Genomic DNA, 13,563 nt, shown 5'->3' on the forward strand with positions numbered 1-13,563 from the left:
GTGCCGGTGCGGGGTCAGCCCCGGAGGCTGGCACCCATGTCGGTGTCGAACTGGGTCATGCCCTCGCCGTACTTCTTGATGTACTCCGAGATGCCCGTGAGGCCCTCGGTGACCTTGCCGTAGTTGCCCATGTACTCCTCGACGAACGGCCTGAAGTCGCGCTGGGCGGAGGGCGTGTTGTAGCCGTCGGCCGTGAGGGCGTCCAGGTCCGTCTTGATCTTGTTGAGCTGGGCGACCGCGATGTCGTACTCGTTCATGGTCTGCTGTGCGGCGGACGCGGTCTTCTCGTCGTTGACGATGTAGTCGGCCATGAGTGTTCTCCCGTTTCCCGTCGGATGGTGTGGAGCTGGGTCGTGTGGTCCCGCGCCCTCTAAACGGAGGGTTCGGGAATTCGGTTCAGACCTTGATGGGGGCTTCTTCGGGCGGATTGGCCAGCTCGGTGTCCTGTGCGGCGTTGAGACCTCCCAGGGTTTTCTGGGGAAGGGAGGCGAGGGGTACCTCGGGGCCCTTGGTCTTGAATCCGTAGTCGTTCTCGATCTTCTTTCCGGCCAGGGAATTGCCGACGCCGTAACCGAGTTTGATGCCCGCGTTCTCCAGCGCGGTCTGGGGGTCGGCGCCCTTGGCGCCGACCTCGTACCCGACGCTCACGGCCTGGCCCACGGCGCCCTTGATGATGCTGGTGAGGGCCTCGTAGCCGTACTCGTGGAGGCTGGTGACCGAGGTGGGGCCACCGGTGTTGGCGTGGTAGTCGTGGATCGGTGTGTGCTGTTCGTTGAACGAGCCCGCCGCGTCGAGCTTGGTGAGGGTCGCGCCGTTGACGTCGGTGACCTCGACGGCGCCGTTGTTCTTGAGGTCGACGTGGAACGTGGCCGGCTGGCCGTTCTGGCCGGTGGTGGTGACGGTGCCCGTCACGCCGTCCGGGGTGACGGTGAACGTGGTGGTCTCGCCCGCGGCGGTGCCGGTGAAGGTCGCGGTTCCGTCGGGGTTCTGGGTGATGGTCGCTCCCCCGGCCGGGTCGGTCGTGGTGGCGGTGCCGTTGTTGACGGTGGTGGTCGGGCCGCCGCCGCCGGGCGGGGTGACGACGGGCTGGGTTCCCGGCCCGCCGGTGACGGTGGTGCCGTCGCTGAGGGTGACCTGCTGGGGTCCGCCGGGCTGGGCCGGTGCGGCCACGCCCGGTCCTGCGAGGGTGCCGTCCGGGCCGATGGCGACCTTGTCGTTCGGGCCGTTGCCGCCGCCGGCGACGGAGACCTCGAAGGCGCCGCCGCCGGTGGCCTTCACGTCGAAGGGGCCGCCGTGGACGGTGCTGCCGTCGGTGCCGCCGACGGGGACGTCCAGGCTCGGGCCGCCGTTTCCGTTGCCTGCGACCGTGAAGGTCTCGGGGCCTGGTGCGGGGGCCGGGTCGAGCGGGTTGTGGGGGCCGTCGATGACGCCCGCCTTCTGGCCCGCGGTGCCGGCGTTCTCCACGTCTCCCGGGCTCTTGGAGACGGTGGTGGTGCCGGTGCCGACGGTGGTGCCGCCGCCGTAGAAGCCGTCGTGGTGCAGGGTGGGTCCGCCGCCCGGTGTGGGCACGGTGATGCCGCTGTTGCCGTCGCCGCCCACGGTACTGATGGAGGTCTGCCCGGGGCCGTTGCCGAGGGGGTTGCCCGCGGTGTCGATCGGCGTGTGGGTGGTGGGGTCGAGGTGGGTGCCGGAGGGGCCGAGGCCGGTGACGCCGCCGGGGGCGAAGGTGCCGGAGGCGGGTCCGTACGTGACGGAGAACTCGCCCTCGGGGCCGCCCTGGTTCGGTCCGTGGACGACCGTGCTGCCGGGCTCGGACACCGGATCGGCTCCATGCGTGGTGATGGTGGGACCGTTCGGGCCGTTGGACAGGGTGTTCTGGCCGCCCGTCATCTCCGGGGAGCCGAACAGGCCCCAGCCTTCCTGCTGCGGGGTGTTCACCGTCACGTGGGTGTGGGTCGCGGTGATGGCGGCGTCGCTCGGCGAGTTGTGGACGGTCAACTGCCCGGTGCCGTCGATGGTGTGGCCGACGCCGGACTCGTGGTGGATCGTGGTGGTGGTCGGGCCGTTCCCGTCGTTGCCGAGGGTGGTCGTGACGCCGTTCGCGTCGTACGTGACGGTCTGGCCGTCCGTACTCAGCGTGGCGCCGTTGCCGTTGGTGACCGTGGTGGGTGCCGGTGCCGCCACCGGGCCGACGCCGCCGGGCGCGGGGGCGGTGCGCGGCGGGACCTGGACGCTGGAACCGTCGGGGTTCTGTGTGGTGATCGTCCCGTCGGGGCCGGAGGAGACGGTGGTGATGCCGCCGCCCGCCGGCTGGTGGGTGAAGGTGGCCTCACCGTTCGGGCCCGTGGTAGTGGTGACGCCCTGGCTGTCGATGCCGTTCGCCCCGACGTCGGCCTGGGCCCCGCCCGCGGTGGTGTCGGTGAGCGTGGCCACGGGGGTGTTGCCCGCTCCGGTGCCGGCGGTGACGGTGACGGGGCCGCTGGTGGCGGTGCCGGTGTGGTCCACTCCGAACGCGCCGCCGTTGTCGGTCGCGGTGGTGCCGTTCGGGCCGTGGGTGACGGTGGTGTGGGGGCCCGCCGGAGCCTGGGTGGTGACGCTGCCGTCCTGGTGGACGGTGGCGCCCGCGGTGCCGGTGCCGCCGACGGACGTCTGGGCGCCGTCGCCGGTGAGGGTGGAGGTGCTGCCGCCGGAGGTGGTGACCTGGGTCGGACCGTTCGCGGTGGCGGGGGCGACGGTGACGGACGGGGGCTGTCCCTGCTGCCCGACCGTGGTGGGCCCGTCGGCGCTCGTGGTGACGGAGGTGCCGCCCTGGCTGATCGTGGTGGCGCCGCCCGGAGTCTGGTCGACGTGGACGGGGTTGAGGGTGCCCACGGATCCGGTGGTGCCGTTCGGGCCGTGTCCCGCCTGGAGGGGACCTGAGGAGACGGCCGTGCCGTCGGTGCCGACCGTCACCGTGGTGCCGCTGCCCGCGCCGCCGACCGTGACGGTCTGGCTGCCGGGCCCGGCGGGCGCCGACTTGGTGACGGTGCCGTCGGCGTGGACGCTGGTGGTGCTGCCGTCGGCGGTGGTGACCTGCGCGGGGGTGGTGCCGGTGGGTCCGTCGACGGTGACCGCCGCGGGCTGTCCCTGGGGGCCTGCCGTGGTGGGTCCGCCGGCGCTCGTGGTGACGGTGGTGCCGCCCTGGCTGACGGTCGTGACGCCGCCCGGGCCCTGGTGCAGCTGCACCGGGTTCGGACCGCCGCCGATCGTGCCGGTGACGCCGGCCGGGCCGTGACTGGCCTGGACGGGGCCGGAGCTGACGGTCGTGGTGCCGTTGGCGATGGTGACGGTGGTGCCGTTGCTCCCGTGGACGGTGACGCTGTGGCCGCCCGTCCCGTCGACGGAGATCGTGGTGTTGCCGACGTCCACGGCGCTGCCGGGGGCCGGCTGCGGGACCGCCGGTGCCACCGGGTTGCCCTGGGCGTCGGTGGCGGTGAAGGTGCCGTCGGGGGCGACGTGGATCTCCTGGCCTCCGTGCGCGATGCTCGCCGATCCGTCCGGGTCGACCGTGGTGGAGCCGGCGATGGTGACGCCGTCGGCGCCGTGGCTGATGCCGTCGAGGCTGAACTTCCCGTTGGGGTTGAGGGAGAGCGACGTCCCGTCCGGTGTGCTGAACGTGATCTCCAGCGGGGAGAACGCGATCGTCCCGCCGCCGCCCGCGGCCGCACCGCCACCGGCGCCGTCGGTCGTGATGCCGCCCGTGGCGAGACCGCCGCCGGGACCGACCGTCACCTGCGGCTGACCGCCCGGCGGGGTCACGTCGAGACCGCCGCCCGGCTTGGTGACGACCGAACCGCCGTCCGGAGTGGTGAAGGCGACTCCGGCGGGGCCCGGGGCGCCCACCGCGATGTCGCCGTTCGGGGCGACCGTGAGCGGCGGCTGGCCGCCGGACGGGTTCAGGTCGAAGGTGCCCTGCGGGGTGACCGACAACGACGTCCCGTCCGGTGTCCCGAGCGTGATGTCGGCCGGGGAGAAGGCGATCGTCCCGCCCCCGCCGGCGGCCGTGCCGCCACCGGCGCCGTCGGTCGTGATGCCGCCCGTGGCGAGACCGCCGCCGGGACCGACCGTCACCTGCGGCTGACCGCCCGGCGGGGTCACGTCCAGGGTGCCGCCGGGGCCGTTGAACTGGACGATGTCGGGTCGGGGACCTCCGGTGTCCACGGTGAAGCCGGTGTTGTCGAGGGTGGTGACGAGGCCTCCGGGGGTGGTGACGGTCGCGCCGCCCCCCGGGGGGATGCTGGTGGTGACGTTGCCGTCCGTGACGGTGAGCGGCCCGCCCGCGCCCTGCGGGGGCAGGGTGACGGTCTGGCCGCCACCGTCGCCGTTGGCGACGTTCACTCCGCCGTCGGCGGCCACGGAGACCTGCGTCCCGTCCGGGAGGGTGACGCCACCGCCGGGTGGGCCCGCGGGCGCGTGGATCGTGGTGTTGCCGAAGTTCACGTCGACGGACCCGTCGGCCGGGTGGTGGACCGCCACCGGCTGGCCGCCGCCCCCCGGGTTGTTGAAGACCGAGGTGACGCCGTTCTGGTTGTCGACGTTCACGCCGCCGCCCCCGACCGACGTGGAGCCGCCGTTCTCCGTCACGGTGACGCCGGTCGGCGTGGTGATCGTGTTGTTGTTCACGGTGAACTCCGGCGTGGGGGCGCCGTCGCCGGGCGAGCTGAACGTCGTCGTGCCCGCGGCGTCCTTCGAGACGCCGCCGAAGGGGCCCGAGGTCGAGAAGGTGCCGCCGGGACCCAGCTCCGTGGAGAGCGCGGGCTTCGTCGACGGGGACGGCGCGAACTCGCCGCCGAAGACGCCTGCGGCCTTCTCCTTGAAGGTCGGGCCCTCGACCGGGGTGGACACCGTGGTCGTGGTGCCGTTCGAGGTGATGGTGTCCCCGGCCGGGCTCTCGATGGTGTTCGTGCCGTCCACGGTCGTCGAGGTGAAGCCGTCCGGCGTCGTCGTCTTGGTCGACGTCGCGTCGGGGGCCGTCGGCGCGAAGGGGAGGTCGTCGGCGGGAGGGGCCTCGGCGGCCTTCGGGGCGGGCGGGGTGGTCTTCGTCTCGGTCTTGGCGCCGTCCGGTGTCGTGACCTTCGTCTTGATCTCGCCCGTGGACGGGTCGGACTTGGTGGTGCCGTTGATGCCGTGGAAGCCCGTCTTCTGTCCCATCCCCTTGGCGTCGACGAACAGCACGTTGGACGGCTTGAACTGTCCGTTGGCGACACCCAGGCTCTCCAGGGAGAACGCCTTGCCGATGTTGCTCTTGAATTTGCCTTTGGTGACGAAGGCGTCCTTGATGCTGTTGGCGAACTTCGTGCCGCCGAAGACGGTGAGCGCCCCGGCCGTGGCCGCGCCGAGCGCAGCGCCCTTGGCCGCCGACGCGGCGTCGAACTTCTTGCCGTCGAACACAGCCGTCAGGCCGCTCGCGACGAAGCCCAGGGCGAACTCGGTGCCCGCGTCGATCGTGAACTTGGCACCGAGGGCCAGCGCGGGCGATGCCTTGAGTCCGATGAGCCCCTTGCCCAGCGGATCGATGATCTTACGGACGAACGTCGAGCTCTTCAGGGCGCCCGTGACCGCCGCGGCAGTCGTCCCGATCCCCTTGCCCACCTTGGCCAGGAACGGCGCGAACTTGGCCAGCTTCCCGGCCGCCGCGACGACCTTGCCGAGCCCGCCGAGCAGCACCCCGCCGGGCACGAGCGTGAGCAGGCCGATGATGATGTCGCCGGCGTCGATCTTCCCTTGTGACACCATGCGGATCACCGACACCGCGAACAGCACCGCGCCCAGGATGAGCCCCACGACCGGCAGGAACACCGCGACGATCGCGACGAGGATGCCCGCGATGATCTCCACCAGCGGGTTGTCCGCGAGGAAGTCGCCGAACGCCTTCACGAAGTCCCGTGCCGGAATGGCCTGCTCGGCAGCCTCGTCGAGGATGACGGAGGCCTTCCGGGACCCGTCCTCCCGCAGGCGCTGGGCGTCGCGGCCGAGCGCCACGGCCGCCGACAGCTGCTCCTTCGCCGCGTCCACCTCGCCCTGCCGCTCCCGCTGGGCCTCGGCCTGCTCCGGCGTCGCGTCGGGAGCGAGCGCCGGCACCTCCGCCCCGGCGGTCCCGGCCACCTCCTGCCCCTGGTCGATCGCCCGGTCCAGCATCGACTGGGCGTCGGTCAGGGTGGTGGCGTACTCGTCGTACGCGCTCGCGGCCGTACGGAAGGAGTCCCTGGTCTTCTCCAGGAGCCCCGGCAGGTCCTTGCCCACACGCGTCTTCAGGGCGTCCATCGCCTGGCCCTTGCCCCGGCGGATCGCCCCGTCGTCGCGCAGCAGGTCGACGGCCTCGCCCGCCCCGTCGCCCAGTTCCCGATACGTCCCGGCCAGAGTCCTGATCGCCTCGGGGTCTCCCGGGGTGGGATCCTCCCCGAACCCCAGAACCTCCCAGCCCGTGGTGTGCCGACGCGCCATCTTCCAGCTCCTCCCGGATACGAGCCATTCGGCACCTCCTCACGAGACGTGCCGCGATCCGGTTCAGCTCGTTTGAACCGACACGCGGTCAGGTGCGTTTGACGGCCGACGCGACCAGCGGTGCGCGTCACCAGGCCCCTGCCGGAGGAGGACGAGAAAGATGCGTGACGCCCCGAGGAAGACGAACGACGCGCGGTGGACGGCGCCGCGGCGCACCACGGCACGCGTGACGGCGGTGTGCGGCTTCGTGGCCGTGGCCGCGCTGGCGCTGCCCGCACCGGCCCACGCACGGGACTCCGTACGGGCTCAGGCGTCCGCCGCGGCCTTCGCCTCCGTCCAGAACCGGCTCCCTCAGGCCGTACGTGCCGAGGAGTTGACGAAGTACTACGTGATCAAGGCCCCGCAGAACAGAGGCGGTCAGCAGGAGACCCTGTTCGAGATCGCGCGGCGCACGCTCGGCGACGGCAACCGGTTCGAGGAGGTGCTGGTCCTCAACAGCGGGCGCCCGCTTCCGGACGGCTCGGTGTTCGTGAGTCCCGAGCAGCTCGTCCCGGACTTCGCGCTGATCCTGCCGGAGGACGCGAAGGGGCCGGGCGTGGAGTTCGGCGTGCTGCCCGAGGCGGCCGTCGACGCGTCGGCGAGCACCGGGCAGAGCGCGGCCCCCGCTGTCCGTACCGCCACCGGCCGGACGGCGGGATCCCTCGGCGTGTTCGGCAACCGGATCCAGCTGCCCTGGCTGATCGGCGGCATCGGCGGCGTCGCCGCCCTGACCCTGGCGATCGTCGCGCGCCGTCGCATCGCCCGAGCCGCCCGCGCGTCGGGCTCCACGATCGCCCGGGGCGCCCGTGTGCTGCGGCCCCGACTCCCACGCGGCCTCGCGCTCGCGCTCCGCCGTCGCCGGCGCACCGTGCTGGCTCGGCGGCTCGCGGCGGACACCCGCACGCCGGTGGTGGTGCGGCAGGCACTGCGCGAGCTGATCCCCGCTGCCGGCGCGGAGGCGAAGACGGAGCGGCCGGTACGCGTCTACAGCGTGCTCGCCGAACCCACGAAGCTGCTCGCCTCGGTGTCGGGCGGCCACACGGCCCCCGCGCCGTGGACCGCGCTGGACATGAACCGCTGGGAGCGCACCGGGCTGCCCGTCGTCGTCGAGAGCGATCCGACGGCCGACCCGACACTGGCGCTGCCCCACCTCGCCAGGCTCGGAGTGAGCGACCGGGGGGCGCAGGCCATGGTGGACCTCGGGCAGATCAACGGCGCGCTCAGCATCCGCGGCGACCTCACCGTCGCCCAGGACACCGTGGCGGCGCTGGTGCGCGGGCTCCTCGAACTCCCCCGGCAGAGCACGGTGGTCGTGTCGGTGGACCCGAGCGCGAGCGCACTGCCCGGCCTCAACGGTGTGGTGCGGGTCCGCGGGGTGGCGGAGGTGCGGGACAAGGCGCCCGAGGAGGTTCTCAACGCCGCCGAGGAGCTGGGCGTGGGTCTGGTGCGCGGGGTCGCCCGAAGCGGCGAGGTCACCGGATTCATCGTGCTCCAGGACGCGCCGACCGCCGAGGAGGCACGGGCTCTCGCGGACCTGTCCGCGCCCGCGGGCGGCGGCTGGATCGTCCTGGCCGTCGGTGACGTGCCCGGCGCGCACTGGCGGTGGTACGCGGATTCCGACGGCACCGTGGACCTGGGCGTGCTCGGCCTCCGCGTGACCGTCCCCACACAGACGCTGGCGGGCGCGGGCACCGGACGGGTGTGACCTCCCCGCCACACGTACGGAAAAGAAAAACTCCCGGAGTCTGAACCCCCGGCCCGCACGGGCCGTTTGTGAAGTGACGCGCTTCTGGGCGGCGGACCGAAACGGTATCCGCATCACATACTCCGCCCCGGCAGTCGGCCGACCTCCTCCCCGCTGCCGGGGCGGGCCCCTTCGCAACACGGCGGCGACACCGTCCCCCAAGAACGCGGAAATGCGGAAATGCGGAAAGCCAGAAATTCGGAAAGAGGGATCCTCATGCGTAAATTCACTGTGGTTCCGGCGGTACTGACGGTCGCGGCGGTCATGCTGACGGCGGCTTGCGGGGGCTCCCCGGACACGGCTGTGACCGGCGCCGGCTCGCCCGAGCGCCCGGCCGCCTCGGACACCGGGGGGCAGCCCTCGAAGGCGGGGCGCCTGAGCGTCTGGCAGAGCAAGGAGCTGGGCCCGGTCGTCACGGACGGCGCGGGGTTCACCCTCTACCGCTTCGACCAGGACACGGCGAACCCGCCCACCTCGAACTGCGCGGAGGGCTGCGCCGCGACCTGGCCTCCGGTGCTCGTCGACGACGCCACGGCGGGCCGCGGCCTGGACGCGGCGCTGCTCGGTTCGGTGAAGCGCGCCGACGGCTCCCTGCAAGTCACGCTCGCCGGTTGGCCGCTCTACCGCTATGTGAAGGACACAGCGCCCCGGCAGACCCGTGGGCAGGGCATCGGGGGCACCTGGTTCGCGGCCGCACCCGACGGCACGAAGGCCAAGGAAGGGGCGGGGAGCGGGACCGCGGAGACGACGCCGCCGAGCGAGCCTCCCGCGCCGAAGGCCCTCCCGGCCCTGTCCACGGTGAAGGACGAGAAGCTCGGCACGATCGTCCGCGACGGCAAAGGACGTACGCTCTACCGCTTCACCAAGGACACCGCCTGGCCGATGAAGTCCAACTGCCAGGGCGACTGCCTCAAGCTCTGGAAGCCGGCCAGGCTCGTCGACAAGAAGGACCTCAAGGGCATCGACCCGAAGCTCGTCATCCCGTACAAGCGCCCGGACGGCACCCAGCAGCTCACTCTCGACTGCTGGCCGCTGTACTGGTATACGGGCGACAAGGAGCCGGGCGACACCAGCGGCCACGGGGTGAACGGCACGTGGTTCACGGTCCGCCCCGACGGCAAGCTGGCCAAGTAGCCGCGCCGGCTCCCGGAAGACCGGTCAGGGGGCGTTTCGGAGAACATCCGAAACGCCCCCTCCTGAGGTTTTCATCAGTTCTGTGGGTGCGATGGATGGGCTCGTGGGTGGGACTCTGTTGTCGTCCATGTACCGACTCGGGAGTCGGCTCCTGCAACGCGGCAGCAGGCGTCCGATCCGTCGCAGCGGGGGGGGCGAATGCTGCGATTCACCAGGGACTCGGCTTCGACGGGGCCTCGGGCATGAGGACGTTGCGGACGTGGGCTTCGGGCCAACGGTGCTCTGCAGGTACGAGCGACGCTCCCCGGCGAAGGTGAGGTTGTAGAGGCGGGCGGTGTTCAGCATGGCCTGGTGAACGCCCTTGTCTTTGAAGCGGCAGCCGTGGAGGATCTTCCACGTCTTCCTGCGTGTGAAGGTGTGCTCGCCGCGGGCGCGGACCGCGCGGTGGGAAGCGTTGCGCTCCTCCATCCAAGCCGGTAGTTCGGCCTGACCGCGTTCCGGGTTGGGAACGACCGGGCCGGCACCGCGGTGGCCGCCGTCATCGGGCACAGTTGTCCTGCCGACCGCGGCCTTCGTGCGAGTCGCTTCCCGCGCTGTGCACCAAAACCGACAGCGACGTCAGTCGCAGCACGGATGAAGGTGCTCGCCAGAACAGCACAGATGAGGCCCGGATCCACAGGATCCGAGCCTCATCTGACTTCAGTAGCGGGGACAGGATTTGAACCTGCGACCTCTGGGTTATGAGCCCAGCGAGCTACCGAGCTGCTCCACCCCGCGTCGGTAGGTGCAACACTACGCTACCCACGGCACCACCAAGACCAGTTGCTCAGCTGCGCCGTACGGAAGGGGTTGTACAACGCGGGTGCCCCGAGCAGACACGCGATGCCGGACCGTGTGACGGTGTAGGCGCGGTACTCCCGAGAACTGCTCTCACGCAGCCCGACGAGTCCCTCGTGCTCCTGCCGGTCCAAGGGCGGCGTCTCCCACTCGCGCGCGGTGATCCGGTCGGATGCCAGAGTCGCGAGCGAGCCTTCACCGACCCATGCCCAAGCGGGCTGTCCGTCGACGTCGGCCCGCGTCAGACCGTAGACATGGCGCGGGGGAGTGGTCACAACAAGCTCCCTTACGAGCTGGTGCGTGATAGCGGCTGATACGTCGTTGCTGGTGGCTGGCATGATCCGGGTGTGACGATCGTGGTCGACCGGGCGGTTCTCGCGCATCAGTTGTTCACGGGGGTCTCTCGGCATCATCTCGCCTGTCTGGCTCAGGAGTTGGCCGAGCCGTGGCAGGCAGGTGTCGAGGGGCGCCGTCATGAAGCACGCGGCGGGGCCAGGAGGCGGGCTGCGGGGGCCGGCGCCCGGCATCAGCTGGTCTTCATGGACCGGCTGGTCGCCACGCTGATTCATCTGCGGCATGATCTGCCGCACTCTGTCCTCGCCCTGCTGTTCGGTGTCGACCGCTCCACCGCCACCCGTGCCATCGGAGAGATACGCAGGCTCCCGGCCGAACGAGGCTGCGCGGTTCCCGACCGCCCTGGTATGCGGCTTCGGACCCTGACAGATGTGTTCGCCTATGCCCAGGCCGAGGGCATCGAGCTGCGGCTGGACGCCACCGAGATCCAGGTCCGCAGGCCTCCGGCCGGCCGTGGCGGACGCCGGGCGTTCGTCTCGGGCAAGAAGAAGCAGAACACCATGAAGGCCACCGTCATCGCCGACCACCAGGGCCGCACGCTCTGGACCGATGCCCTGCGACCTGGCCGGATGCACGATGCGACCGCCGCACGCAACGAAGGCATCGCCGTCTGCTTCCAGCACTTCCCAGCCGTGGAAGTGCTTCTGGACGACGGATACCTCGGCCTCAGACGTGACCACCCCGGCCAGGCGGTCACACCCCCCAGGAAGCCGAACAAGATTGCCCTCCCGCACGTGCACGCCGCCAGAGAAGAAGCCCGGCACCGACACTCATCGAAGCGCATCACCGTCGAGCACGCGCTCGCCGACCACAAACGCTGGAAGCAGCTGACCCGGTGGACCCACCGACGCGAAGCTTTGCCTGACACCTACCGGGCCATCGCCGGCCTCGTCTCCGACCGTACCGCCAACGTGTGACCACGACCCCGATCAGGCAAACACGTCTCCACTGCTATCACGCACCAGCTCGTTAGGAGCGACCCGAGTCCCGTTGCGCGCCGGCAGCCCGAGCAGTCCTGCCATTCCTACTTCGCCTTCCCCTACGGCGAATTTGCCCGCGAGGGCCACCTGCAGGCAGCCGGCCCTCGCGGGACAGATCGGCTTCGGGACTCCTGTCCAGGCAAGTCCGGCGCGGACGCGATCGTTCTGTCGATGGAGTCCTCGGTCGGCGCATACCCGATCGGGACCGTGAAGACGATGTCGAAGATCTGTCTTCGGATCAGGCCCTGAAGGGTGTCGCGGGAGGTCCGCTTCGGGCCGGCCTCCGAGGTCACCGGGCCGGGCCGCCCGTATCCCTTGGGTGACGCATGGCCGTGACCACCACGCGCAGCGGCACTGCTGTACTAGATTCGATCATGAAGGCCGAACGGGAGTCCCGGAGAAGGCCCGGCGGATCGGCCTGAACCACGAGGAAATGGCCCGCAACCGCTGCACACATCGACCGGCGGAGGAGCGAACCTGTCATGCGCACCACTACGCACACCGAGATAGTCGTCGTCGGAGGCGGGCCGGTCGGCATGCTGATCGCCGCCGAGCTGGGGGCGTACGGGATCGATGCCGTGGTGCTGGAGGAGAAGAGTGCGACATCCGGTCAGCCCAAGGCCGGGACCGTCCACGCCAGGGCCGTGCAGGCGCTGGCCCGGCGGGGCTACCTCGGGCTGCCGCGGTTCTCGGATGCTCCGGTGACCGAGCAGTTCCACTTCGCCGGAATGCCCGGGCTGACGATCACGGTTCCCGCGGCCGAACCGGAGCCCGTCCTCAAGCGCGCACAGGCCGATCTGGAGCGGGAGTTCGAGGAACGGGCCCGGGATCGCGGGGTGACCGTGCTGCGCGGCCACCGGGTGACCGCGCTGCGCCAGGGGCCCGACGGGGTCGAAGTGGTGGCCGAAGGTCCCGGGGGCGAGCACACGTACAGCGCCGGCTTCCTGGTCGGGGCCGACGGCGCGCGCAGCACCGTACGCCGGGAGGCCGGCTTCACCGAGGACACCCACCCCGCGACGGTCTCGGCGATGATGGGCCTGGTCCGGCTGACCGAGCCCGACAAGGCGCCGCGGGGCTGGTGCCGTACCGAGCGGGGCTGGGTCATCACGAAGCCCGTTCCCGACGGGCACACCCTCGTACGCACGCTCGACTGCGACGGGCCCCATCCCCATCGGGGGACACCGGCGACTGTGCGGGAACTGCGGGACGAGGCGTCCCGGATCGCCGGATACGACATCCCGATGGAGGATGCGCTCTCCGTGACGCGGTTCAGCGACTTCACCCGGCTGGTGCGCCACTACCGCAAGGACCGCGTGTTCCTGGCGGGGGACGCCGCACACGTGCACTTCCCGATCGGGGGGCAGGGGTTGAGCACCGGACTCGTCGACGCGCTCAACCTGAGCTGGAAGCTGGCCCACGCCGTGCGTGGAACGGCGGGCGAGGGGCTGCTCGACACGTACGACGACGAGCGCAGGCCGGCCGCGCAGCGGGTCATCGACAACACTCGCGTCCAGCTGACGCTGATGCGTCCCGCCCCTGAACTCGACCCGCTCCGCGCGATGGTCGCCGAGCTGCTGACGCTGGAGCAGACCCGGCGGCACGTGGGCGACTTGATCAGCGCGCAGGAGACGGTGTACCCGGTTCGCTCGGGCTTCGCCTCCCGGTGGGAGGGGCGGTTCCTGGAGAACGTCGCGGTGAGGGACGGCGCGGAGCCGCAGGACGTCACGGGGCTGCTGCCCGACAGCCGGCCTCTGCTTCTCCTGTCCGGCGAGCGGGCTGCGGCGTACGGCAAGTCGGCCCGGGGCTGGGCCCATGTGCTGAACACCGTCGTCGCCTCACCGGATGCCGCCCTCCCGTGCGAGGCGATGCTGGTGCGTCCTGACGGCCACATCGCCTGGGCGCCGGACGCGGGTGACCTCACCGACGCACTGCGCCTGTGGTTCGGCGAGCCCCGGTAGGAGCCGGTGACGTGGATCTCCTCGTCAAGTAGCG

At 71.3% G+C, this 13,563-nt stretch carries 6 protein-coding genes, 1 tRNA gene and 1 pseudogene; 4 read left to right on the forward strand and 4 right to left on the reverse strand.

Going from position 1 to position 13,563, the window contains the following annotated elements; all coding sequences use genetic code 11:
* Positions 1-14: 14 nt before the first annotated feature.
* Both GGE06_RS09030 and GGE06_RS09035 read right to left on the reverse strand, forming a co-directional pair.
* Positions 15-311: a WXG100 family type VII secretion target gene (locus tag GGE06_RS09030; protein ID WP_184930469.1), complete on the reverse strand. Its 297-nt coding sequence runs from the start codon at positions 309-311 to the stop codon at positions 15-17.
* A gap of 85 nt (positions 312-396) precedes the next feature.
* Entirely contained in the window at positions 397-6,483 is a 6,087-nt protein-coding gene (locus GGE06_RS09035; protein WP_184930470.1) for a beta strand repeat-containing protein, read from the reverse strand.
* Positions 6,484-6,643: 160 nt separating this feature from the next.
* Here GGE06_RS09035 and GGE06_RS09040 point away from each other — a divergent pair, with 160 nt between their 5' ends.
* Positions 6,644-8,227 carry a hypothetical protein gene (locus tag GGE06_RS09040; protein WP_116157018.1) on the forward strand — a complete coding sequence of 528 codons (1,584 nt, stop codon included), beginning with the start codon at positions 6,644-6,646 and terminating at the stop codon, positions 8,225-8,227.
* Between the two features lie 255 nt (positions 8,228-8,482).
* Positions 8,483-9,400 carry an SCO0930 family lipoprotein gene (locus GGE06_RS09045; RefSeq protein WP_116157017.1) on the forward strand — a complete coding sequence of 306 codons (918 nt, stop codon included), beginning with the start codon at positions 8,483-8,485 and terminating at the stop codon, positions 9,398-9,400.
* A 303-nt stretch (positions 9,401-9,703) separates the two neighbouring features.
* Here GGE06_RS09045 and GGE06_RS42325 read toward each other — a convergent pair.
* Positions 9,704-10,000: pseudogene (locus GGE06_RS42325) on the reverse strand (IS5/IS1182 family transposase); the annotation flags it as partial.
* Positions 10,001-10,103: 103 nt separating this feature from the next.
* A tRNA-Met gene (locus GGE06_RS09050) sits at positions 10,104-10,177 on the reverse strand.
* A gap of 416 nt (positions 10,178-10,593) precedes the next feature.
* On the opposite strand from GGE06_RS09050, the gene GGE06_RS09055 reads away from it, so the two are divergent.
* A complete protein-coding gene (locus tag GGE06_RS09055; RefSeq protein ID WP_181924830.1) occupies positions 10,594-11,508 on the forward strand; it encodes a transposase family protein in 915 nt (304 codons plus the stop codon).
* Between the two features lie 545 nt (positions 11,509-12,053).
* The gene (locus GGE06_RS09065; RefSeq protein ID WP_116157015.1) at positions 12,054-13,529 is read left to right on the forward strand and encodes an FAD-dependent oxidoreductase; all 1,476 of its coding nucleotides are present in this window, start codon (positions 12,054-12,056) and stop codon (positions 13,527-13,529) included.
* Positions 13,530-13,563 lie beyond the last annotated feature (34 nt).

The organism is Streptomyces nymphaeiformis (assembly GCF_014203895.1).
In the GTDB taxonomy this organism is placed as follows: domain Bacteria; phylum Actinomycetota; class Actinomycetes; order Streptomycetales; family Streptomycetaceae; genus Streptomyces; species Streptomyces nymphaeiformis.